Genomic DNA, 25,495 nt, shown 5'->3' with positions numbered 1-25,495 from the left:
CTTACAAAAATTTTAAAAGGAGCAATATGAGCGATTATTCAAAACTTGAAAAGTGTTTGGATTATCAGTTTAAAAATAAAAACCTGATAATCGAAGCACTTACACATAAAAGTTTCAAAAAACCATACAATAATGAAAGACTGGAGTTTTTAGGAGATGCTGTTTTAAACCTTATAGTTGGAGAGTATTTATACACAAAATTTCCAAACTCAAATGAGGGAGAGCTTTCTAAAATAAGAGCTAGTTTAGTAAATGAAACTGGATTTACAAGATTAGCAAATGAGATAAATTTGGGTGATTTTATCTTTATTTCGAATGCAGAAGAGAGAAATAAAGGTAGAACAAAATCATCTATACTTTCAGATGCTTTTGAAGCTATTATGGGAGCAATATACTTAGAGAGTGGCTTAGAGACACTAAAACCAATTATTTTAAATCTTCTTGAAAAATCTTACGATAAGATAAATTTAGATGTTTTATTTAGTGATTATAAAACAGCCCTACAAGAGATAACTCAAGCAAAATTTGCATCAATTCCTGAATATGTTATTGAAGGATCTTATGGACCTGATCACAAGAAAGAGTTTGAAGTATCTATTTGGATAGATGGTAAGAATTTTGGAAAAGCTAGTGGAAAAAGTAAAAAATTAGCACAACAAGCAGCTGCAAAAATTGCTATAGAAAAACTAAAAGAGGATTAATATTGAATACATTTGGACATAGATTTAGATTTACAACTTTTGGTGAATCACATGGAAAAGCCCTTGGTTGTATAGTTGATGGTGTTCCAGCTGGAATAAAAATTGATGAAGAGTTTATTCAAGGTGAAATGAATAGAAGAAAACCAGGTCAAAATGAGTTTGCAACAAAAAGATCTGAAGGTGATGTTGTTGAGATTTTAAGTGGTGTTTTTGAAGGTTATTCAACAGGAACTTCAATTGCAATGATTATTTTTAATGAAAATCAAAAATCAAGTGACTACTCAAATATAAAAGATCTATTCAGACCAGGACATGCTGATTTTACATATTTTAATAAATATGGGATTAGAGATTATAGAGGTGGAGGAAGAAGCTCAGCTCGTGAAACAGCAGCTAGAGTTGCAGCTGGAGCTATTGCAAAACTTCTATTAAATGAATTAAACATTGATGTAAAAAGTGGAATTTGTGAGATAGATGATATAAAAGCAGATAATTTGAACTTTGAAAATGCTAGAAATTCAGAAATTTTTGCACTTGATTCAAATGTTGAAGATGCTCAAAAAAATGCTATATTAAAAGCCAAAAACTCTCACAATAGTGTTGGTGGGGTTGCACTTATTAATGTAAAAAATTGTCCAGTTGGGCTAGGTGAGCCAATTTATCATAAATTAGATGCACAAATAGCAAATGCAATGATGAGTATAAATGCTGTAAAAGCTGTTGAAATTGGTGATGGAATATTGGCTTCAAGAGTTTTGGGATTTGATAACAATGACCAAATAAGAAAATCTGGATTTAAAACAAACCATAGTGGTGGAATTTTGGGAGGAATCTCAAATGGTGATGATATAAATGTAAAGGTATACTTCAAAGCAACTCCATCTATTTTTATAGAGCAAGATACAGTTGATATTTACGGAAATGAAGTAGAGTGTAAACTAAAAGGAAGACACGATCCTTGTGTTGCTATAAGAGGAAGTGTTGTTGCTGAATCCATGATGGCATTAGTTCTTGCTGATATGCTTTTATTAAATATGTCATCAAAAGTAGAAAATATTAAAAAAGTGTATAAAAACTAATTTATACACTTTTTATGTTTTATATTAAACCTTGAGTTATCCCAGCTTTTTTCTTGTAATCCATAATTTCTAACTCTCTATTTGCTGTAATTACGATATCTTTATCTACTTCATAATCAAGTCTAGGATCTCTTCCTTCATAATCAACAGAGTTTAAAATAACTTTTATTGAGTTAAGTCTTGCTAAAAATTTTGTATCACTTCTTATGATTGTCCATGGAGATTTTTCAGTATTTGTTCTTTTTAGCATATCATATTTTTTTTGAGTAAACTCTTCCCATCGACTTTGCATTTGTAAATCAATCTCACTTAATTTCCACTGCTTTAGAGGATTCTCTTCTCTCTCTTCAAACCTTCTTGCTTGCTCCTCTTTTGAAACAGATAGATAAATTTTTAAAAAGTGAATACCATGATCAATCAAATCCTCTTCAAATCTTTGAACACTATTCATAAATACTTCATACTCTTTTTGTGTACAAAATCCAAAAACAGGCTCTACCATAGCTCTATTGTACCAGCTTCTATCAAATATTACTATCTCTCCACCTTTTGGAAATTGCTCTACATATCTTTGAAAATACCATTGTGTTTTTTGAACATCTGAAGGTTTACCAAGTGCAACCACTCTATAATGTTTCTCATTCATATATCTAGTAATTCTTCTAATAGCTCCACCTTTTCCAGAAGCATCTCTTCCTTCCATAAGTATAATCATCTTTTCATTATGTTTTTCAAGATGCTCTTGAAGTTTAATTAACTCTACTTGATATGGTTTTAATATCTCATCTTTTGTTCTATATATAAATTTTGAATGTATTTCACTTAAAAAACTTCCATTTCCCTCTTCTAATTTTGCTTTAAACTCATCTAAACTCATATTTGCATTTAATCTACGACTCTTTTCATAAAACTTGTCAAATGACATAATTTCCCCTTTTTAAAATTTTTTTATTATACTAAAACTATTTAGAAACTTCCCCTATATGCTTCTCTACCGATTTTATTTTACTCTCTATTCTATTTTCTCCACTACTTCTTATATCAAAATTAAGAGTCGCATAAACTCTACTACATCCTAACTCTTCAAGTTTTAAATAACAAAGATTTACCAAATCTAAAAGCTCTTTTAATGTTTTTGCTTCAACTATTGTATTCATTGATGTTAATTGATATTTTAATCCACTATTTTTTATTATATTTAAAACTTCTGAAACCTCTTTACTTTTACTTCCAACTGTGTTTGTTGGAAACATTGCTAAACTCATTAAAACTGACATTAAGCATCCTTTAAATTAATATTTTAAATTGTTTTGCTAGTATATAAAAATTTCAATAAAAAGGATCTCTATGCAACTAGACGTAACAGCTGAAGTTATATTATCACAACTTGGATACTCAAATAATGAAGGGGCTTTAAAACAGGCTCAAAAAGCAATTGATGTTACAAAAGGTTATGAAAAATTTGCAAAACATATTTTAACTTTAAATGACCAATTAAAAAAACTAAATGCTTATGTTGGGTTATCAAATAAAACTGACTATTTTAAAATAAAATGTGATGAAGCTGATTCAAACGAGATTTTAGAAGAGTTTCACGATGTAGTTTGGAAGTGGGCAAAAAAATATAATGTAGATATAGAGAGATTGGATAAAAAACCAATCTACTATATCTTAGGTGTTAGTAACTAAAAAACTTTCTTATAAGCGTGACAATAAGGGAGTTTTCCTGTTTTATTATAGTAATTTTGATGATAATTTTCAGCTTTATAAAAAGTTACTTCAGGGTATAAAGTGGTTGTTACTTTGTACCCTTTTTTTTGTAAAGTAGCTATCAAATTTTGTGATATTCTTTTTTGTTCTTCATTGCAATAAAATATCGCCGAAAGATATTGAGAACCTATATCTGGACCTTGACCATTTGTTTGAGTAAAATCATGTATTTCAAAAAATAGCTTTGCTAAAGTTTCAAAATCAACAACACTCTCATCATAAATAAGCTCAACAGTTTCTAAATGACCACTAAATCCACTTGAAACAATCTCATATGTTGGATTATCTACAAATCCTCCCATATAACCAGAAACTACACTTTTCACACCATTTTGTTTTTGGAAATAGTACTCTACTCCCCAAAAACAGCCGCCTGCAAAATATGCTTTTGATTCTTTCATACTAAATCCTTTTTAATCTTGTTTTACAATAATATTTACAACTCTTCTTACATTTGGAGCAACAAAAACTATAATAGGAATTGCACAAATTGCAGCTTTAAAAAAAGCTTCCATCCATCTATAAAAAAACCCATCTACTAATCCTAAATTTATAAATGTAATAACAAAGCTCATAATGAAGCTCATTACAGTTCCCATAATTAAAGCAAATATATATTTATCATATTTTTTATCTATCATTAAAAATCCTTATATTCTATTTTTTAATAAATTTTAGTGACAAAGAATTAACACAGTGTCTAATATTTTTTGAAGTAAATCCTTCGTTTTCAAAAACATGTCCTAAATGTCCACCACAAGATGCACAAATAATCTCAACCCTTCTTCCATCGGCATCTAAAACTCTTTTTATAGCGCCTTCTACCTCATCATCAAAACTTGGCCAACCACAAGATGATTTAAATTTATCTTCGCTTCTATAAAGTTGTGCATCACACTTTTTACATAGATATACTCCATCTTCATAAAAATCGTTGTAAACTCCACTAAAAGGATACTCTGTTCCTTTTTGTTCTATTACATATCTCTCTTCATCATTTAATTGATTATATTTCATCTATTATTTTCCTTTTAAATAGTATTATATTTATTTAAAAAAATATTATAACTTTATCAATTTAAGGAGAAGGTAAAATGCAAAAAGAGAACCTACTAATAGTATGGTCAAATGCAGATATTGAAGTTGCAACTAATTTTCCACTTTTATACTCAAGTGTAGTTTTAGAGCGAAATTATTTCAAAACTGCTCATTTAATGCTTTGGGGTCCATCAATTTTACTTGTAAAAGATACTTTTATTCAAGAGAAACTAAAATATATCTTAAGTACAGGTGTAAAAATGAGTGCTTGTATTGTTTGTGTTGAGGATTATGGGGCGACAGAGGAGCTAGAAACACTAGGAATTGAGATAACTCACACAGGTGAGCTTTTAACAAATGCTCTAAAAGATGAGAGTTATTGCGTTTTAACTGTATAAAGTAAGCAAATATTTTGCTTACTTACTAGAGTTTTTTCTAATATTAGTGATACTTTTTCCACCAATTCCATAATTATCACAAGATACCTCTTCAATAATTACAACTGCACTTTTTGCACCTCTTCCATCAAAAGTATCTGCAAATAGTTTTGTGATTCCCTCTATTAATCTCTCTTTTTGCTCTTTTGTAGCTCCACCATCTTCATGTGTCATTTTAATATTTATAACTGGCATTTCAAACCTCCTTAAACCTATCTATTTTTTATCTCTAAATATTTTATAGCATCAATCATAGTATTAGTTATTTTAAATAACTCTTTTTTTGTAATTGTATAAGAAATAATTGAGTAAAAAAGTTTTCCAAAAGGACGAAGCCAAACACCATTTTGAACACAAAAATCTTGTAAAATTGAAGCATATTCACTACTTTTTAGCTCAATAACAGCAATAGAGCCAATAACTCTTACATCATAAACTATAGAACTATCTTTTAATACATTCAACTCTTTTTTAAAATGCTTCTCTATTTTTTCTACTCTTTTTTTCCAAGGTGAGTTTAAAAGTTCATCAATACTAGCACTTGCGACACTGCATGCAAGTGGATTTGCCATAAATGTTGGTCCATGCATTAATACACCAATAGAGCTTGAAGAGATTGTATCACTTATAGTTTTACTTGTAAGCATAGCAGCCATTGTTAAAGTTCCACCTGTAAGACCTTTTCCAATAGTTAAAATATCTGGTTTTATATTTGTATGATTAAATGCAAACATCTCTCCTGTATGCCCAAAACCTGTTGCTATCTCATCAAAAATCAATAAAATATCATATTTTTCACAAAGTTTTTTTGCCTCTTCAAGATATTTTGGATTATAAATTCTCATTCCACCAGCTCCTTGAACAACTGGTTCGACTATAAAAGCAGCTAATTCATCTTTATGTTTTTCTAATTTATCTTCTAAATCTTTTAAAGCTTCACTAAAATCTGATTCAAAACCTAAAGCTGGAGATGATGCAAAAATATTAGAACTTAGATAATCTCCATATAAAGAGTGCATAGAGTTTTTTGGATCACAAACACTCATTGCTCCTAATGTATCTCCATGATATGAATTTTCAAGAGCTAAAAACTTATATCTATCTTTACCTTTTGCTTTTTGATATAAAATAGCTGTTTTTAAAGCGACCTCAACACAAACACTTCCACTATCACAAAGAAAAACAGAGTTAAAACCTGTAAGTTCAACTAATTTTTGTGCTAAAGTAGTTGCTGGTTCGTGAGTTAATCCACCAAACATAATATGAGGCATAATTTTTGCCTGTTTTTTTAAAGCTTTATATATTTTTTTGTTATTATAACCATGAATTGCACTCCACCAAGAGCTCATTGCATCAACTAAAACTCTTCCATCTTCTAAAAAAATCTTACAGTTTTTTGTCTTTTTAACAGCCCAAATAGGAGTTTTTGATGGTAAAGAGTTATATGGATGCCAAATGTGATTTTTATCTATTTCTAAATTAGTTTTCATCTTTTTGCAATATCCAAAACAATTGTAAGTTTTGCTCCTTTATAAAGTTGTTGTTCATATGTAAAATCACAATTTACCATAAATATACTACCTTTCATATGTTTTGTAATAATTTCGCTTGACATATAAAGCCCTATTCCTGTCCCATTGTATTGATGTTTAGTTGTAAAATATGGTTCAAATATCTTATTTATTATCATTTCAGGAACACCTAAAGCATTATCTAAAAATTCAATATGCACTCTATCTTTTATAATTTTTAGATTTATTAATATCAATTTATCTTTAATATCTTTTTCAAAAAAAGCATCTTTTGAATTATTTATTGCATTTATGAAAACTTGAATAAGCTCTGTTTCATAACCATAAATATTGATTTCTCGCTCTTTAAATATCACTTTTATATCATTTTGTTCTAAGCTTAATTTTGTAAGCTCAATACTTTTTTGTATAGCCAAACTCAAAGAAAAAATTGCCTTCTCTTTTTGTGGTTTAAAAAAATATCTAAAGTCATCAATTGTTTGAGATAGATAGTTAGAAGTACTAACAATCTGTTCTAAAGCCTCATTTAGCTCTTTATTCTCTAGCATATTTAAATCATTTTTGAGCTTCAAAGTACTTGCTCTTGTACTAATTATAGATAGTGGTTGTCTCCATTGATGAGCGATATTCTCTATCATTTGACCCATAGAGATCATCTTTTGCTGTTGAGCTAGAATTCTATCTTTTTCTAAATTTATCTCTAACTCTTTTTTTATTTTATTTGCTAACTTTTTATTTACATCATGCAATCTTTTTGTTTTTAGTTTAACTAAACTTTTTAATCTTTTATTTGCATTTTTTAGAAGATATTGTCTATAAAAAATTACAAAAAATATTATAGAAACAATAAATAAAAATTTAAAAAGAGATGATAAATTATAATAGTCACCAAAATTTAAAATAAACCACTCATTTAGTTTATTACTATTTTTAAAAGCAATAAACTCTTCTACTTTAAACTCTTTTTGAATAAATCCCATAATATTGTATAAATCATATATTCTTTGTACTTTTTCCTCTTTTATATCTCCCAAAATATTATTATTTAAATATGCCAATTTTTTTAACTCATTTGCCTCAAAAATCAACTCTTCTAATCTTAAATCTTGAGTATTATACTTTGTAAATATAAGTCTGGCTGTCTCTTCGATATTATTAAATGCCTCTTCCCAACCTTTTAAACTAGCATTTCTAAATTTTAATGCAATATCTGGTTTAAAATCTATCATGCTTTTATTTGTATATAAAAAATCACTATACATATCAAATCCATAATCTCTAGGAGCAAAAGTTATGTACTCTATACCATGTTGATTTAACCAATATGGAGATTTTGAACTATATGCCGTCATTAAATCAACTTTATCATCTATTAAATCTTGAATATTATGAGAGTGAGGAATTAACTTTATATTTTTTATATCAATTTTTCTTGAAGTTAACATAGCTTTAAAAGAGACCTCAATAGAGTCATCACTTGTTATCATTAGTTTTCTATTTTTAAAATCTTCTAAAGATTTTATATTTGAACTTTTTTTAGCAATTATTTGAATAGGTGAGGCTTGAAAAAGTGCCATTAATACAACAATATTTTCATAGTTTGATTTATCTAAAATAAGGTTTTCTCTACCTATTGCAAACTCTATTCTCTCATCATTTACACTTTTTACAATATTTTTATCAAATGAAAATGGTAAAATTTCAACATCTAATCCAACTTCTTCATAAAACCCTTTCTCTTTTGCAACATAATATCCAGCATATTGAAACTGATTAAACCACGCTAGTTGTAATTTAACTTTTGTTAAATCTTTTGAAAAAAGAGTTGTATGAAGAAGTGTTATTAAAAATATAAAAAAACTAAAATTTTTCAAAATATACCTCATTTTTAATCTATACCAAAATTGGTATAGATTTTAGTGTAAAAAGTGTCTAATTCCTGAGAAATATAGAGCCATACCATACTCATTTGCAGCCTCTATAATCTCGTCATCTCTAATACTTCCCCCTGGCTCAATTACACATTTAACACCAGCTTTTTGTGCCTCATCAATACTATCTCTAAATGGGAAAAATGCTTCAGATGCTAGTACTGCTCCATTTACATCTAATCCCATATCACTAGCTTTTCTAAGTGCTGCTTTGCTTGCATCAACTCTGCTTGTCATTCCCATTCCAACAGCAACCATTGCAGAGTTTTTAACATACACAACACAGTTTGATTTTGTCAAACTTGCTATTTTGTAAGCTATTTCCATATCTTTTATCTCTTGAAGAGTTGCAGCTCTTGAAGACATAAGTTTAGAGTTTCTAACCTCATCATCTGCAACTTTATCAGCCTCTTGATATACAAAACCACCATCAACTCTTTTGAAATCAAAACTATCATTTGCTAGTTCTAAATATTTTGTTCCTTGTGAGAATAGTTTGATTCTTTTTTTAGTTTCAAAAACTTCAACAGCATCTGCAGTGAAATCTGCTGCAAAAACAACTTCAAGGAAAATTTCATTCATTTTTTCTGCTAACTCTTTATCAACTACTCCATTTACAGCAACAACTCCACCAAATGCACTAACTGGGTCGCATTTTAAAGCTTCAACATAAGAGTTTAATAGTGTATCTTTTATAGCAAATCCACATGGATTTCCATGCTTAACTATACAAACAGCATTATCTGTTCCAAAAGATGCAGCAATTCTAGCAGCTCCACTAATATCACCCATATTATTAAAACTTGGCTCTCCTTTGATTACTTTGAATTTATTTGAAAATTGAGATTCAAACTCATATAAAGCACCTTTTTGATGAGGATTCTCTCCATATCTTGTATCAAATACTTTAGTTCCAACAATAAACTGTTTTGCTCCAAAACCATTGTTAAATCTCTTATTCATATAGTTTGCAATCATAGAGTCATAAGAAGCTGTGTGCTCATAAGCTTTTATCATTAAATCTCTTCTAAACTCGTATGTATTTGTATTGTTTTTAAGATTATTTAGTACTAAATCATAATCAGCAACATCTGTTACAATAATTACACTATCAAAGTTTTTAGCAGCACTTCTAACCATTGCTGGTCCACCAATATCAATATTTTCAATAATCTCTTCAAAATTAGTAGTTTTTTCTATTGTTGCTTTAAATGGATATAGATTTACACAAACTAAATCAATACCTTCAACCCCTAACTCACGTGCTTGATCAAGATGAGATTGTTTATCTCGTCTATGTAAAATTCCACCATGAATATATGGATTTAAAGTTTTTACTCTACCTTCAAAACACTCTGGAAATTTTGTAACCTCATTTGCTTCAATTACAGCTATTCCCTCTTCTTTTAACTTACTATATGTTCCACCTGTTGAAATAATCTCATATCCAAGTTTTACAAGCTCTTTTGCAAAATTTACAACACCACTTTTATCACTTACACTAATTAATGCTCTCATAATACTCCTTCTTCTAATCTAATTTAAATAAAAAAAGCCAAACCTATTTTAGGTTTGGCTTTTTTAGAACTAATCTTTTTATTGATCTTGCTCTATAACTTCTTTGAATCTATTAAAATAGATTTTACTTAAATCACTAATATTTTTGTAAATATCATTTATAATAAATTTATCTGTTCCTGTTTTTCCAATAGCTACATAAGAAACTCTGTTTTTAGAAGCTAATTTTTCAAACTCTTCACAATTTTTTGGATTTACTTCAACTATTGCTCTACTTAATGATTCACTAAAAATATCTTTAGAATCATTTAAAGATATATTAGCTTCAACTCCAATATTTCCTACAACTGCCATTTTTGCTAAAGATATAGCAATTCCACCAAGATTTACATCTTTGGCACTTTTTAAAAGTTTTGCTCTGTTTGCTTCAATTACTGTATTCCATAAAGCTAACTCTTTTTCAAAATCAACTTTTGGATGAACTCCAGCAACTTTTCCATAAAGTTTTTTTAGATATAAACTTCCACCAAATTCACTATAAGTATCACCTAAAAGATATAGTACATTTCCACTTTCTTGAAGTTTTGAAGGAAGTACATTTTGTGCATCTTCATTTACTCCAACCATTGCAATTGATGGTGTTGGGAAAACACTAACTCCATTTGTTTCATTGTATAAAGATACATTTCCACCAATTACAGGAGTGTTTAATGCTTTACAAGCATTTTTAATACCTTCACAACTCTCTTTAAATTGCCACATAACCTCTGGATTTTGAGGATTTCCAAAATTTAGACAATCTGTAATAGCTTTTGGAACAGCACCAGTCATAGCAACATTTCTACCACTCTCCATAACAGCAGCTGCTGCTCCTAATTGTGGATTTATATAACAAAATCTTGTGTTACAATCAGCACTCATAGATAAAGCTTTACCAGTCTCTTTAATTCTAATTGTAGAACCATCCAAACTTCCTGGGCCTTTTATAGTATTTGTTTGAACCATTGAGTCAAATTGAGAGTAAATCCAAGATTTATCTACAACTTCCATATCACTAAACAACTCATCAAAAGCAATTTGATTTGAAATTTGTTTATCCATAGTTACATTTGCAATAGTTTTTAAATACTCAGGCTCACTTACAGGTCTATCTAAAACTGGTGCCTCTTCTGATACTGGTTGAACTGGAATATCAGCTACTTTTTCACCATGCCAAAATAGTTCCATGTTACCAGTATTTGTAACTTCTCCAATAACAGCAACATCTAGCTCCCATTTTTGGAAAATATCAATTATTTGTTGCTCACAACCTTTTTTAGCACAAATAAGCATTCTTTCTTGAGACTCCGAAAGCATAAAATCATAAGGAGTCATACCCTCTTCTCGTGCAGGAACTTTATCTAAGTGCATAATCATTCCACTACCACTTCTTCCAGCCATCTCAAATGAAGATGATGTAAGCCCAGCAGCTCCCATATCTTGAATACCAACAATTAAATCAGCTTTAAATAGTTCTAAACAAGCCTCTAAAAGTAGTTTTTCAGTAAATGGATCTCCAACTTGAACAGTTGGTCTTTTGCTTTCACTATCTTCTGTAAAAGAGGCACTTGACATAACAGCACCACCAAGACCATCTCTTCCTGTTTTACTTCCAACATAAATAACTGGATTTCCAATTCCCTCAGCTCGTCCATAAAAAATCTCATCAGTTTTTGCAAGACCTAAAGTAAATGCATTTACTAGATTATTTCCAGCATAACACTCTTCAAAACTTGTCTCTCCACCAATAGTTGGAACTCCCATACAGTTTCCATATCCACCAATTCCAGCAACAACACCTTTTAAAAGGTATCTATGTTTTTTTGCAGTTTCACTATTTCCTTCAATTGAAGCAAATCTAATTGAGTTCATACTTGCAACTGGTCTTGCACCCATTGTAAATACATCTCTTAAAATACCACCAACTCCAGTTGCAGCTCCTTGATAAGGCTCAATAAAGCTTGGATGATTGTGAGATTCCATTTTAAATACAGCAGCGTATCCATCACCAATATCTATTACTCCAGCATTTTCACCAGGTCCTTGAATAACCCATGGTGCTTTTGTTGGAAATCCACTTAAATATTTTTTACTTGATTTATAAGAGCAGTGCTCGCTCCACATTGCAGAGAAGATACCAATTTCAACATAGTTTGGCTCTCTTCCTAATATTTTTTTTATATTTTCAAACTCATCTTTTGTTAAAGAGTGTGCTAAAGCTATCTCTTCAATATTCATCTCTTTTTTTTGCATTTTTCGCCTTAATTTTTACAAATTTAAAGGCGATTATATCTAAAGTAGTATTAAAATAGTTTTTAATCCTCTGATAAAATCTCAACTTTTCCGTTTATAAGCTCTATATAAAGCTCTTTTTTACCAATAAATCTAACAGATGGACTAAAATACTCCTCATCCATTAAAATTTTATACATATTTTTACCCAAAGAGTTTGGATATGGTGAGATATCTATATTAAAAAGATTAATTACTTTCTCTTCATTTTTAGCAAATATTCTTCTTTTTTGGTTTGAAAAAGTTGAAAAATCACTTCTATCAGCTCTTTTAAAATCTTTTGAATAAAATGATAAATAAGTCTCTATATCAGAATCCTTCCAAGCATCTTTCCATTTAAAAATTGTACTTAAAACTATTGCTAGCTCCTCTTTAGGAACTTCAGGAACTGCTTTACTACTTGTAATTAAAATAGTGTTTTTATAATCAATACTTTTATCTAATAACTCTAATCTATCGTTTGAAATAGCTAAGCAACCCTCTGTATAAAGCTCTCTATCGCCATTTAAAGGCATTCCATGAATCCAAATTCCATGACCTGTTTTATTTAAACTTTTGTCAAATGTATCAGGATATTGAGTTACAAGTGCAAGGGGTCCATAAAAAGCTGGTAGAGAAATTCTTCTTTGTATAAGCTCATAAGATCCTTCTGGTGTTTTTTTGTCACCTTCTAATAGTTTATCACCAAGATTTTCACCAATTATCATACTATCGCTTGAAATTTTGATAAAATTTTTATCCTCTTTTTTATATAAAGCCATAGTTTTATCATTTTTATCAGCAACAATAATAAATTTTTTTGTCTCATAATAACCAAATCTAGTATCATGATTTTGTAAATATTTAAGCCAAGACTCTTTTTGTCTAAACTCTAATTTCAACTCATTTTCAACACTTTTTATCCCCTCATTTTTATAAATAGTAAAATAATCTTTTGCAAAAAGGTTTAGTGATAAAAAAATAAATAATAAAATTTTATTCAATAGTATCTCCGTAAATTTAAGTATCGGGATTGTATAATACTTGTCCTAATTTTTTGATAAAAGAAGAGTCTATTATATGCTTAAAAAAAAACTTATTATATTTTTATTACTTTTTAACTCACTTTTTGCATCTCAAGTGGAAGAGTTACTTTGGCCAAGAGGTGATACATTTTTAAACTTTTTAGAGAAACAAAATATTCCTTTAACTCTTTTTTACAATTTAGAAAGAGAAGACAAAGAGCTTTGTAGTGAGATTCAATCAAATACTAGATACTACTTATATACCAATAAAGATAAAGAGTTTGAACAAGTTTTAATTCCAATATCTTCTGATATTCAAATTCATATATATAAAGATGATGATAACTTTAAATTCCAAACTTTGCCAATTGCTTACACTGAAAAAAATGAGTTATTAGCTGTTCAAATAAACGAATCTTTATCAAGTGATTTACAAAAAGCAACAGGAGATATTGCAATTCCTGCACTAATAACAAACCTGTTTAAGCATAGCCCTGTTGATTTTAGAAAGATGAAAAAAGGTGATTATGTTGTTGTTGAATACTCACAAAAAGTCTATTTAGGAAAACTTCTTGGTCTTCCAAATATAAAATCTGTAATGGTTCAAATAAATGGAAAACCAAATTATAGGTTTAAGAATGAAAAAGATGAAAAATATTACGATGAAAAAGGTATATCTTATACAAAAACTTATCCATTTCAAATTCCTTTAAACTACTCAAGAATTTCAAGTCACTTTTCAAATAAAAGATATCATCCTGTATTAAAAAGATATAGAGCACATCTTGGAACTGATTTTGCAGCTCCTATTGGAAGAAATGTTTATGCTGCCGCTGATGGAAGAGTTACTTTTGTTGGAAATAGAGGTGGTTATGGTAAAACAGTAATTATTAGCCATGCTGATGGATATAGAACTTTATATGCTCATTTAAATAAATTTGCTTCAAATGCTGTTGTTGGAAGAACAGTTAAAAAAGGTACTTTAATTGCTTATGTTGGATCAACTGGAGTTAGCACAGGTCCTCATTTGCATCTTGGATTATATAAAAATGGTGTTGCTGTTGATCCTATGAAGACATTAAGAAAACCTAAAGTTGAAGGTTTAAGTAAAAAAGATAAGGCTACATTTATGGCTAATAGCAAAAAGACTATTGAGCTATTTAATAGTAAAATTGAATCAAACGATTCAATAAATCCAGATAAGTTAGATCGAATTTTTGATAGAAGCATTGTAAATATTTTTTAACTTACAATTTAATTTTTATTAACATTGTTCTAAAGTTATTTTTGTAGAATTTAATATTTATTTACAAGAAATTATTATATTAAAAAAGGTTAAAATGAAATATCTTCCAAAGTTAATCGATATTGCTACTAAAGCGGTTACTACTGTTTATGATACACAAAGTATTAATGACGCTATAGCTTTAATGTATAAAGAGAATCATAGAGAGATTATTATTTTATCAAATACAAAAAAAGGTTTTGGAATTATAAAAGCAAATGATTTAATTCGTTTAAAATCTGATAATATAGATTTCAACACAAAATTAAAAGATATAAAATATGATAAAATTTTCTCAACTCACTATAAAACTTCAATACCAGACGCTATTGAAGAGATTGGATTTAATGGAAACTCTCTTTGTCTTGTAGATGACGATGACAAACTTTGTGGATTTGTATCTTATCATGACATTATTTCAAGTGTTGATCCACAATTAATGCTTGAAAAACAGACTTTAAGCGATATGCTACTTAGTTCATTTGTGAAAAAAGCAGATATTAATGATTTAACAAAAGATGTTATTGAACTAATGGATGATACTATTTATGATTGTGTAATTATTTTTGATAAGAGCAACAGTGTTGGAATATTAACTACTAAAGATATTATTAAACTTTTTGGAGAATCTAAAGATTTAAATCTACCTGTATCAAACTATATGAGATCTCCTTTAGTAAAAGTAAAACATACTACAACAGTCTCTCAAGCTTTAGAATTTATTCAACAACAAAAATTTAAGCGTTTAATTATTGAAGATTTTGCTGGTAATGTTATAGGTCAAATAACTCAAAAAGAGTTACTAGCAAGAGTTTATTCAAAATGGGCAGATTTTCTAAGAGATAAAACAGTGCATCTGTCATCAATAAATTCAAAACTACAATCAAAAACTACACAGCTTGAACAACTTGCATCTACTGATAATTTAACATCTTTATATAATCGTGCAAAATTTGAACAAAAATTAAAATATGAGATTTCAAGAGCAACTAGATATGAAAATCAAGAGTTTTCTATTGTACTATTTGATGTTGATAATTTTAAAATTATTAATGATACATATGGACATTTAGCTGGTGATATGGTTCTTAAAAAAATTGCTGATGTTGTAAAAAATACAATCAGATCAACTGATTTTGCATGTAGATGGGGAGGAGAAGAGTTTTTTATTATATACCCTTCAACTAATCTAAAACAAGCTTTTGAGGCATCTGAAAAACTAAGAATTCTTATAAATAAGCTAGAATTTGATGATATAAAAAATATAAGTTGTAGTTTTGGAGTAACAAAATTCAACAAAAGTGATTCAATGCAATCAATTTTAGCAAGAGCTGATAAAGCTATGTATAAAGCCAAAAATAATGGAAAAAATAGAGTAGAAATAGAAGAGTAAAATTAATGTGATATAAAAATCACATTAATTTTTTGGAAGTAACTTTACAGGAACTATCTGAATATTTTCATAATCCCAAACATTTCCAATAACATAAGGATCATTTTCAAGCCAAGCTTCCAACTCATCATCATTTTCAAACTCAACAAAAAGTGTTGAACCAACCATTTTATCATTTTCAATTAATGCACCAGCAGTTATTATGTTACCTTTTTCCATAAACTCTTTTGCCATTTTAACATGTTCATCTCTAACTTTAACTCTTCTTTCATAAGCATCATCATAATCATATGCTATTATTAAATATTGCATTTTTTTCCTTTTTTAAAATTTTTTAGAAATTACTTGTTGCTAATAAAAAAGATGATGGATAGATAAATAGATTTAAATATCGAAAAATCATAGTTATATTTGCATCAAATGGAATTATACTACTTAGTTCATAATTTTTAGATAGTTTTTTCATAATCGATAACTTAAATGATATATCAACAAATTTTAAAATAACAATAAAACTCATCCAAAATCCAAAATTATTAAGAGTAATAGCTAAATAAATTGAGTAGAAAAATGATGGATGAAGTATAAAATATAAGAAAATATTTTTTTGGTAAACTTTGAAATTATTCTCTAATATTCCATATAATGTTGGTGCTTTTTGCCAATTTGTTTCAAAAAGTTCAATTGCAATAAAAAAGATAAATAGATAAAAAATTGTCATTTAAAAAAATAGGGCAAAGCCCTATTCCTTACTCAACTTCTGTAAATTTTACTTTTTGATCTTTATATAGACCTGTTCCAACAGGAATTGTTCTTCCTATTACAACATTCTCTTTAAGATCTTCAAGCATATCCATTTTTGCACTAATTGCAGCTTCTGTTAATACTTTTGTTGTCTCTTGGAATGATGCAGCTGAAATGATACTATCACTTGTAACAGCAGCTCTTGTAATACCAAGCAATAAAGGCTCAGCAATAGCTGGTCTACCACCCATTCTTACAATTTTTTCATTCTCAATTTTAAATCTCTTTTTAGAGATCATATCACCAACAATAAATTTAGTATCTCCACCATCAAGAATTGATACTTGTCTTAACATTTGAGATAAAATTACCTCTATATGTTTATCTGCAATATTAACCCCTTGAGATCTATAAACTTGTTGTACTTCAGATACAATAAAGTAATGAAGTGCTTTTTCACCCATAATTCTTAATACATCATGAGGCGATACTTGACCATCCGTTAATGCTTCACCAGCGTGTACAAATTCACCTTCATGAACAAGGATTTGTTTTCCTTTTTCAATTAAGTACTCTGTTTGTCCACCCATAATATCAGAGATTATTAATCTTTGTTTATTTCTTAGTGGTTTTCCAAAACTTACAGTTCCATCAAATGAAGCTAATACAGCTATACTTTTTGGTCGTCTTGCTTCAAATAACTCAGATACTCTTGGAAGACCTCCAGTAATATCTTTTGATTTTTGAGTAGCTTTTGGAGTTTTAGCAATAATATCTGCAACCTCTACTTTGCTTCCCTCTTGAATATTTAAAGATGCTTTTGACTCTAGTACATATCTAATAATCTCACCTGAAGCTGTTGCTAATAATACTGTTGGTTTATATCCACTTGGAATATACTCATTAACAACTAGCTTAGATGTTCCTGTTAACTCATCAAATTGCTCTGAAACAGTAACACCTGGAATAATATCTTCAAAAGTTACAACTCCAGACTCTTCAGCAATAATTGGGTTAGCATATGGATCCCACTCAGCTATAACAGTTTGTTCAGAAACTGTTGGTGAAGAAATTTGAGTACCTTTTTCAACTTCACTATTATCATTTAAAATTATTGATGAACCTCTTGAGATATAGTATCTTGCAGCTTCTCTATCTTCTTTATCTGCAACTACTGCAAAAAGACCTTTTTCTACAACTTTATCACCAGATTTAATATCATGTCTTCTCTCTAAATAGTCACCTATTAATTTATAATATTTAACAATACCTTTAGCTGCTGAAACAACTTTAGATGTAATTGGTGCTCCATCTTCAACTTTTAATTCAGCTGCAAATGGGATTCTATTTGGTACATTCCATCCATCTTTAATAATTTCAACTATAGAGTCATTATTATCTACTTCTTGACCATTTGCATGAGGAATATAAAGTTTTCCTTCAATTTTTCCAGAAATTCCTGCAAGCTCATTTACTTTTGCAACATCACTTTTTCTTAAGAAATACTCTTTTTTATCTTTACCATTTGATATTGTTAATACAATCTCATCATGAACTGTTTCAACTGTAACTTTACCTTTAAATGGTGCATTAATTTTTGGTTCAACTAATAAAATTCCAGCATTTCTTCTATTTGCAACAATAGTTTTTCCATCTTTTGTTTCATATTTTTTGATATTGTAGTATCTAATGAAACCTTCTTTATCAGCTTTTAACTCTCTTTCAGTTTGAGTAGCACTTGCAGTTCCTCCAACGTGGAAAGTTCTAAGTGTTAGCTGAGTTCCTGGTTCTCCAATTGATTGAGCAGCAACAACTCCAACAGCTTCACCTGGTTTTGCTTTTCTTTGCTCACCAAGGTTTAGTCCATAACATTTTGAACAAAGTCCATTTTCTGTTTTACAAGTAAGCGGAGTTCTAATAATTACAGATTTAACCTCAGACTCTTTTACTATTTTTGCAAACTCTTCAGTTATTAAAGTTCCTTCATTAAATAAAATCTCATTAGAGATTGGATCAATAATATCTTCAGCAATAACTCTTCCTGTAATTCTCTCATCTAAAGACTCGATTAACTCATTTCCAGATGTAATATCAGTAATTTCAATACCTTCATGAGTTCCGCAATCCTCTTCTGTAATTCTTACATTTTGAGAAACGTCAATAAGCTTTCTTGTTAAATATCCAGCATTTGCTGTTTTTAAAGCTGTATCCGCAAGTCCTTTTCTAGCTCCGTGAGTAGAGATAAAATACTCAAGAACGTTAAGACCCTCTTTAAAGTTAGAGATAATTGGTGTTTCAATAATACTTCCATCAGGTTTAGCCATAAGACCCCTCATACCTGAAAGCTGTCTAATTTGAGTTGCACTACCTCTTGCTCCTGAATCTGCCATCATATAAATAGAGTTAAACCCATCTTTATCTGCTTTAACTAAATCCATCATCTCAAGTCCAAGTTTATTATTAGCTTCAGTCCAGATATCAATAGTTTTATTATATCTCTCTTGCTCAGTTAATAGACCTTGAGAGAACTGTTTTTGTACCTCAATAACATCTTTTTTAGATTTTGTAATATGAGAAACTTTACTATCTGGAACAATAATATCATCAATTGATATTGAAATACCAGCAGTAGTTGCATATTTAAATCCTAGATTTTTTAAGTTATCTAAGAATCTTGGAGTTACTTCATAACCAGCTTCTTTATAGATATAATCTACTAATGCACCGATATCTTTTTTCTTTAAAACTTTATTCCATAAACTCATTGGAACAAAAGATGGTAGAATTTCGTGAATTATTAATCTTCCAACTGTTGTTTTTACAATTTTTCCATCAATTTTTGTTCTAATTTTTGCATGTAAATCAATTTGATTCATATCTAATGCAATTTTTACCTCATTTACATCAGTAAATAGCTTATGAGAACCTTTTACACCCTCTTTCTCTAATGATAGATAATATATACCTAAAATCATATCTTGAGATGGAACTGCAATTGCTCTACCACTTGCTGGTAATAAAATATTCATTGAGCTCATCATTAAAATCTTAGCTTCAGCAATCGCCTCTTGAGAAAGTGGTACGTGAACAGCCATTTGATCCCCATCGAAGTCAGCATTAAATGCAGCACAAACAAGCGGATGTAATCTAATAGCTTTTCCATCAATTAAAACAGGGTGGAAAGCTTGAATAGATAATTTATGAAGCGTTGGAGCTCTATTTAATAAAATTGGATACTCATCAACAATCTCATTTAAACATTCCCAAACTTCATTTGTTTCAGATTCAATTAATCTTTTTGCAGCTTTTAAAGTTGTTGCGTAACCTTTTTCCTCTAATTTTGCCATTAAATGTGGTTTAAATAGTTCAAGTGCCATTTTCTTTGGAATACCACATTGATCCATATTTAAATTTGGTCCAACAACAATAACAGATCTTCCTGAGAAGTCAACCCTTTTTCCAAGTAAGTTTTGTCTGAATCGTCCTTGTTTTCCTTTGATAATCTCACTTAAAGATTTTAAAGGTCTTTTATTTGCACCTTTAACAGCATTTGCTGTTTTACCATTATCAAATAAAGCATCAACAGCTTCTTGAAGCATTCTTTTTTCATTTCTAATAATAATTTCAGGAGCATCAAGTTCTGTTAATCTTTTTAATCTGTTATTTCTATTAATTACTCTTCTATAAAGGTCATTTACATCTGAAACAGCAAATTTTCCACCATCAAGTGAAACAAGTGGTCTTAAATCTGGTGGTAAAACTGGAAGCATTGTAAGCATCATCCACTCAGGTCTATTTCCACTATTTATAAAGTTTTCAACAACTTTTAATCTTTTGATTATTGTTTTTCTTTTTGCATCTGATTTAGTTGTTTGCATCTCATCTTTTAATAAAGTTAATAGCTCAAACAGATCAAGCTCAGCTAAAAGATCTCTAATAATCTCTCCACCCATTTTTGCTTCAAAACCAGTATGTTCAAATAGATCTGCAACAGTTCTATATTGCTCTTCATTTAAAATATCATATTTTTCAATTTTTTTAGTTCTTTCACCATCATAAAATGCTTCACCAGCACTATTTACAATGTATGCTTCATAATATAGAACTCTTTCTAAATCTTTTAATTTAACACCTAAAAGTGTTCCAATTCTTGAAGGAAGAGATGATACCATCCAAATATGAGCAACAGGAGATACTAATTCAATATGTCCCATTCTGTGTCTTCTAACTTTTGATGAAGTTACTTCAACTCCACATTTTTCACAAACAACACCTTTGTATCTCATCTTTTTATATTTACCACATAGACACTCATAATCTTTTACAGGTCCAAAGATTTTTGCACAAAACAGTCCATCTCTCTCTGGTTTTAGTGTTCTATAGTTAATAGTTTCAGGTTTTTTAACCTCTCCACAAGACCAAGATAGAATTTTCTCTGGACTTGCTAACTTTAATTGAAAAGCAGAAAAATCTTGTGGTCTTTCTAACTCTTTTATATCTATTGGTGATAACACTTTTTCATTATTACTCATCGTTTTCTACCTCTTCAAAAATCTCTACGTCTAAAGCTAAAGCTTTTAACTCTTTTGTTAAAACAAAGAATGTTTCAGGAACACCAGAAGCTGGAACATTTTCACCATTTGCAATAGCTCTATATGCTCTTGTTCTTCCTTCAACGTCATCTGATTTAGTTGTAAGCATCTCTTTTAGTACATTTGTTGCACCATAAGCTTCTAATGCCCAAACCTCCATCTCTCCAAATCTTTGTCCTCCAAATAGAGCTTTTCCTCCAACTGGTTGTTGTGTTACTAGTGAGTATGGGCCTGTACTTCTTGCGTGAACTTTCTCATCAACTAAGTGGTGAAGTTTTAGCATATACATGTAACCAACATTTACTCTCTCTTTCATTTTTTCACCAGTTTTTCCATCATATAAGATACATTTACCATCTGAGTCTATCTTAGCCATTTCAAACAGTTTTTCAAAGTCATAAGCTTCAACACCATCAAAAATTTGTGTTGCAAATTTAACACCTTTTGACCAATCTCTAGCATAATTTAACAACTCATCGTCACTTAATTTTTCAATAAATGATTTAGCATTCATAAGTTTTGCAACTCCTGCAATCTCAATCATTTTTGCTCTTAAATCTGAAATATATTCACCTTTTTTTGCATCATAGATTTGTTGGATCTGTTTTCCAAGTCTTCTACCTACAAGTCCTAAGTGAACTTCCATAATTTGTCCAATATTCATCCTTGAAGGAACCCCAAGTGGATTTAAAATAATATCAACTGTTGTTCCATCTTCTAAATATGGCATATCAACTCTTGGAACGATATTAGAAACAATACCTTTGTTTCCATGTCGTCCAGCCATTTTATCCCCAACTTTTATCTTTCTTTTTGTTGCAATATAAACTTTAACTTGTTTAATTACACCACTTGATAAAATATCATCATGCTCAAGAATATCAAGTTTCTCTTCATGCTCTTTTCTTAACTCTGCTTTTTGTTTAATAAAGTGCTCTTTAATATCATTATAAGTCTTTTCAATATCTTTGCTATATGAAGAAACAACTTTTTTCATAGCAAATCTATTTACACTTACTAAAACATCAAGTGTTAATGTATCACCTTTTTTATATGTAACACCATCAAGCTCTAACTCTTTTTCAAGTTTAGCTTTTGATAATAGATTATTAATTTTTAAAGCCTCTTCTCTATCAAGCATTAAAAGTTTATCAAGGTGTTTTTGATTTAGTTCATTTTTCTCTAATTCAATTTCAGCTTTGGCTCTTTCACACTTCTCATAACCTTTTTTAGTGAATACTTTAACATCAACAACTGTACCTTCCATCGATGTTGGACAATATAAAGATTTATTTATAACATGTCCTGCTTTATCACCAAAAATGGCTCTTAAAAGTCTCTCTTCAGGAGTTGGTTTAATTTCACCTTTTGGAGTTACTTTTCCAACTAAAATCATTCCAGAAGTTACATAAGTTCCAACTTTAACAATTCCAGAAGCATCTAAATGAGTAATTGACTCCTCTTTAACACCTGGTAAATCTCTAGTAATCTCTTCATTACCATGTTTTAACTCTCTACAATCAATCTCTTTTTCATAGATATGAACTGAAGTAAATGCATCTTTTTTAATTAATCTTTCACTTAAAATAATAGCATCCTCATAGTTGTATCCATTCCATGGCATAAACGCAACCATAGCATTAATTCCAACTGCAAGTTCACCTTTATCCATTGAAGGACCATCAGCAATTACTTGTCCAGCTTCAATAACATCACCCTCTTTTATAGCAACTCTTTGACCAAAAGATGTGTTATTATTTGTTTTAACATTTTTATTTACTTCATAGTGATCAATGAAAGCACCATTTTCATCTTCACCACTAATATAGATATTTTTAGAGTCAGCTTTCTCAACAACTCCACCTCTTAAAGCTTTAATTGCTTCCCAAGCATCTCTTGCAACAGTTTTTTCAAGTCCTGTTCCAACGATTGGAGCTGTTGGATTAATTAAAGGAACTGCTTGTCTCATCATATTTGAACCCATAAGTGCTCTATTGGCATCGTTGTGTTCTAAGAATGGAATAAGTGAAGCTGCAACACCCATAACCATTTGTGAAGAGATATCAATTAAATCAACTTTATTTCTCTCCATTAAAATAATTTCACCATTTAATCTAACTTCAATTAATGGCTCAACAATTTTTCCATTTTCATCAACTTTAGTTGATCCTGGAGCAATTACAAGACCCTCTTCTTGAGTTGCTGTATAATAAGTAATCTCATTTGAAACTACACCATCAACAACTTTTTTGTATGGAGCTTCAATAAATCCTAAATCATTAACTTTAGAGAAAGTTGATAAAGTATTAATAAGTCCAATATTTTGTCCCTCAGGAGTTTCAACTGGACAGATTCTTCCATAGTGAGTTGGGTGAACATCTCTTACTTCAAATCCTGCTCTCTCTTTTACTAAACCACCCTCTCCAAGAGCTGATAATCTTCTTTTGTGAGTAACTTCAGATAGTGGATTTGTTTGGTCCATAAATTGTGAAAGTTGCCCACTTGTAAAGAACTCAGTAATTGTTGATGTAATCATTTTTGAGTTGATTAAATCATGTGGCATAATATCTTCTAAAGTTCCACTTAGAGTTGTCATTTTATCTCTAATTGTTTTTTGCATTTTGATAAGTCCAGCGTGTAACTCATTTGCTAATAACTCACCAATAGCTCTAATTCTTCTATTTCCTAAATGATCTCTATCATCAATATGTCCATAACCAGCTTTAACTTTTACTAAATATTGAACAGTTTTAATAACATCTTCATAAGTAAGTGTTGTAACATATTCTGGAACATTTACACCTAATTTATGATTCATCTTCATTCTTCCAACTTTTGTTAAGTCGTATCTTTCTGGATCAAAGAATAGTTTTTTTATAAACTCTTTTGCAGCTTCTTTAGTTACAGGTTCACCTGGTCTCATAACTTTATAAATTCTAATAGCAGCTAAATCATTTTCATCATCAATTTGCTCTGTCTGTTTTAGAAGTTTTAAAGACTCTGCATCTGCTTTAAATGCATTAATAATAGATGCATCAGCACTACTTGATAAATCATTTGCAATTTCAAATGAATCAAATTTCAAATCAAGAAGTTTTTTAAGTTTTAACTCATCAAGATTTGTTAAAGCATCAAATAAAACCTCTCCTGATTCTGGATCATAAATTGTACTAGCCGTATGTCTATCCATTAAAAGCTCAAGTGGATACTCAATTAATTTTAATCCACCTTCAATTAATGCTTTTGCTTTTCTAGTTGTTAATCTTTTTCCAGCAGCAATAACTAAATTACCTTTATCATCTTTAATATCATAATCAATTCTTCCCATAAAATCATCAGGGTTGAACTCTGTTAAAAATTTATTATTTTTAATTTTAATATTAATTATTGGATAAAATAGTTTTACGATATCCTCTTTTGAATATCCTAATGCTCTAAATAGAATTGTAATTGGAACTTTTCTTCTTTTATTAATTCTTACATATAATATATCTTTTGCATCATATTCAAAATATAACCATGAACCTCTATCTGGAATAATTTGACCTGTATATAGAAGTTTGCTCTCAGTTGTATTTGATTCATCTTCTTTGAAAATAACACCTGGAGATCTGTGTAGTTGATTTACAACAACTCTTTCAACACCATTTACAATAAATGATGTTCTATCTGTCATTAGAGGAATCTCTCTTACATATAAAGATTGCTCTTTTATATCTTTAACACCAATTTTTTCACCAGTTTTCTCATCAATATCCCAAAGAGTTAATCTAACATTAATTTTTAAAGGAATTGAGTATGTAAGACCTCTAATCATTGTCTCTCTTACATCATATCTTGGTTTTCCAACTTCACTTCCTAAATAGTCTAAAGTTAGTCTATTTTGAGCATCATGAATAGGAAATATTGTTTTAAATACTTTTTCAATACCAGCTGATGATCTATCTTTTTTATTTACCATTAAAAAAGATTCATACGAATTTTGTTGTAGTTGTAATAAGTTAGGAATTTCGATTTTTTGTGGGTTTTTCGCAAAATCTACTCTGAGTCTATTACCAGATTTTAAAGAGTTTAACATTTGACACCTTGTTATAAAATTTGGTTTGTTTGCTTTATTCTATAAAGCACAAAAGCATCCAT

Annotated in this window: 21 protein-coding genes; 6 read left to right on the top strand and 15 right to left on the bottom strand. The window is 29.5% G+C overall.

Going from position 1 to position 25,495, the window contains the following annotated elements; genetic code table 11:
* Window positions 1-26 precede the first annotated feature (26 nt).
* Together rnc and aroC are read left to right on the top strand one after the other, a co-directional pair.
* Window positions 27-701: a ribonuclease III gene (rnc, locus tag ASKIR_RS02560; protein ID WP_066159900.1), complete on the top strand. Its 675-nt coding sequence runs from the start codon at window positions 27-29 to the stop codon at window positions 699-701.
* A 2-nt stretch (window positions 702-703) separates the two neighbouring features.
* Window positions 704-1,780 carry a chorismate synthase gene (gene aroC, locus ASKIR_RS02555; RefSeq protein WP_066350538.1) on the top strand — a complete coding sequence of 359 codons (1,077 nt, stop codon included), beginning with the start codon at window positions 704-706 and terminating at the stop codon, window positions 1,778-1,780.
* A gap of 19 nt (window positions 1,781-1,799) precedes the next feature.
* Here aroC and ppk2 read toward each other — a convergent pair whose 3' ends face one another.
* Both ppk2 and ASKIR_RS02545 read right to left on the bottom strand, forming a co-directional pair.
* Window positions 1,800-2,705, bottom strand: coding sequence for a polyphosphate kinase 2 (ppk2, locus tag ASKIR_RS02550; protein ID WP_066350534.1), 906 nt, complete (start codon window positions 2,703-2,705; stop codon window positions 1,800-1,802).
* Between the two features lie 37 nt (window positions 2,706-2,742).
* A complete protein-coding gene (locus ASKIR_RS02545) occupies window positions 2,743-3,057 on the bottom strand; it encodes an MTH1187 family thiamine-binding protein (RefSeq protein WP_066159118.1) in 315 nt (104 codons plus the stop codon).
* 70 nt (window positions 3,058-3,127) lie between these two features.
* Between ASKIR_RS02545 and ASKIR_RS02540 the strand changes: the two genes are divergently transcribed.
* A complete protein-coding gene (locus ASKIR_RS02540) occupies window positions 3,128-3,469 on the top strand; it encodes a hypothetical protein (RefSeq protein ID WP_066350533.1) in 342 nt (113 codons plus the stop codon).
* Here the strand turns inward: ASKIR_RS02540 and msrA are convergent.
* From msrA to ASKIR_RS02525, 3 genes are read right to left on the bottom strand one after another with little or no spacing between them, the layout of a single operon-like run.
* On the bottom strand, window positions 3,466-3,951 hold the full coding sequence (msrA, locus tag ASKIR_RS02535; RefSeq protein ID WP_115588440.1) for a peptide-methionine (S)-S-oxide reductase MsrA: 486 nt from the start codon (window positions 3,949-3,951) through the stop codon (window positions 3,466-3,468). The two genes, ASKIR_RS02540 and msrA, sit on opposite strands and share 4 nt — an antisense overlap.
* A gap of 12 nt (window positions 3,952-3,963) precedes the next feature.
* Window positions 3,964-4,191, bottom strand: coding sequence for a DUF2798 domain-containing protein (locus ASKIR_RS02530; RefSeq protein ID WP_066159129.1), 228 nt, complete (start codon window positions 4,189-4,191; stop codon window positions 3,964-3,966).
* A gap of 16 nt (window positions 4,192-4,207) precedes the next feature.
* Entirely contained in the window at window positions 4,208-4,567 is a 360-nt protein-coding gene (locus tag ASKIR_RS02525) for a methionine-R-sulfoxide reductase (protein WP_066356161.1), read from the bottom strand.
* Window positions 4,568-4,644: 77 nt separating this feature from the next.
* On the opposite strand from ASKIR_RS02525, the gene ASKIR_RS02520 reads away from it, so the two are divergent.
* A complete protein-coding gene (locus ASKIR_RS02520; protein ID WP_115588439.1) occupies window positions 4,645-4,986 on the top strand; it encodes a DsrE family protein in 342 nt (113 codons plus the stop codon).
* A gap of 18 nt (window positions 4,987-5,004) precedes the next feature.
* On the opposite strand, the gene ASKIR_RS02515 is transcribed toward ASKIR_RS02520, so the two are convergent.
* The 6 genes from ASKIR_RS02515 to ASKIR_RS02490 form a co-directional block, all read right to left on the bottom strand.
* Complete coding sequence (locus ASKIR_RS02515) at window positions 5,005-5,220, bottom strand: tautomerase family protein (RefSeq protein ID WP_066159138.1); 216 nt, start codon at window positions 5,218-5,220, stop codon at window positions 5,005-5,007.
* A 17-nt stretch (window positions 5,221-5,237) separates the two neighbouring features.
* Entirely contained in the window at window positions 5,238-6,515 is a 1,278-nt protein-coding gene (locus ASKIR_RS02510; protein WP_115588438.1) for an adenosylmethionine--8-amino-7-oxononanoate transaminase, read from the bottom strand.
* Window positions 6,512-8,431, bottom strand: a complete 1,920-nt coding sequence (locus ASKIR_RS02505; RefSeq protein WP_228254650.1) for an ABC transporter substrate-binding protein — start codon at window positions 8,429-8,431, stop codon at window positions 6,512-6,514. The genes ASKIR_RS02510 and ASKIR_RS02505 overlap by 4 nt, the downstream gene beginning before the upstream one ends.
* Window positions 8,432-8,473: 42 nt before the next feature.
* A complete protein-coding gene (purH, locus tag ASKIR_RS02500; RefSeq protein WP_115588436.1) occupies window positions 8,474-10,006 on the bottom strand; it encodes a bifunctional phosphoribosylaminoimidazolecarboxamide formyltransferase/IMP cyclohydrolase in 1,533 nt (510 codons plus the stop codon).
* Between the two features lie 78 nt (window positions 10,007-10,084).
* Entirely contained in the window at window positions 10,085-12,298 is a 2,214-nt protein-coding gene (gene purL, locus ASKIR_RS02495; protein WP_115588435.1) for a phosphoribosylformylglycinamidine synthase subunit PurL, read from the bottom strand.
* Between the two features lie 62 nt (window positions 12,299-12,360).
* A complete protein-coding gene (locus tag ASKIR_RS02490) occupies window positions 12,361-13,320 on the bottom strand; it encodes a L,D-transpeptidase family protein (protein WP_115588434.1) in 960 nt (319 codons plus the stop codon).
* A gap of 76 nt (window positions 13,321-13,396) precedes the next feature.
* On the opposite strand from ASKIR_RS02490, the gene ASKIR_RS02485 reads away from it, so the two are divergent.
* Window positions 13,397-14,587, top strand: a complete 1,191-nt coding sequence (locus ASKIR_RS02485; RefSeq protein WP_066159157.1) for a peptidoglycan DD-metalloendopeptidase family protein — start codon at window positions 13,397-13,399, stop codon at window positions 14,585-14,587.
* Between the two features lie 94 nt (window positions 14,588-14,681).
* Window positions 14,682-16,019: a diguanylate cyclase gene (locus ASKIR_RS02480; RefSeq protein ID WP_066350512.1), complete on the top strand. Its 1,338-nt coding sequence runs from the start codon at window positions 14,682-14,684 to the stop codon at window positions 16,017-16,019.
* A 24-nt stretch (window positions 16,020-16,043) separates the two neighbouring features.
* Here ASKIR_RS02480 and ASKIR_RS02475 read toward each other — a convergent pair whose 3' ends face one another.
* Genes ASKIR_RS02475 through rpoB form a run of 4 tightly spaced genes read right to left on the bottom strand, consistent with a single transcriptional unit; the run spans window position 16,044 to window position 25,433 of the window.
* Window positions 16,044-16,331: a YciI family protein gene (locus ASKIR_RS02475; RefSeq protein ID WP_066350508.1), complete on the bottom strand. Its 288-nt coding sequence runs from the start codon at window positions 16,329-16,331 to the stop codon at window positions 16,044-16,046.
* Window positions 16,332-16,353: 22 nt separating this feature from the next.
* Window positions 16,354-16,740: a hypothetical protein gene (locus ASKIR_RS02470; protein ID WP_066159164.1), complete on the bottom strand. Its 387-nt coding sequence runs from the start codon at window positions 16,738-16,740 to the stop codon at window positions 16,354-16,356.
* 28 nt (window positions 16,741-16,768) lie between these two features.
* Window positions 16,769-21,295: a DNA-directed RNA polymerase subunit beta' gene (rpoC, locus tag ASKIR_RS02465; protein WP_118868761.1), complete on the bottom strand. Its 4,527-nt coding sequence runs from the start codon at window positions 21,293-21,295 to the stop codon at window positions 16,769-16,771.
* Entirely contained in the window at window positions 21,288-25,433 is a 4,146-nt protein-coding gene (gene rpoB / locus ASKIR_RS02460) for a DNA-directed RNA polymerase subunit beta (RefSeq protein ID WP_066350503.1), read from the bottom strand. The genes rpoC and rpoB overlap by 8 nt, the downstream gene beginning before the upstream one ends.
* Between the last annotated feature and the right edge of the window lie 62 nt (window positions 25,434-25,495).

It is taken from the genome of Aliarcobacter skirrowii CCUG 10374, from assembly GCF_003544835.1.
GTDB classification, from domain to species: domain Bacteria; phylum Campylobacterota; class Campylobacteria; order Campylobacterales; family Arcobacteraceae; genus Aliarcobacter; species Aliarcobacter skirrowii.
This window is presented reverse-complemented; position numbering and strand designations above follow the sequence as displayed.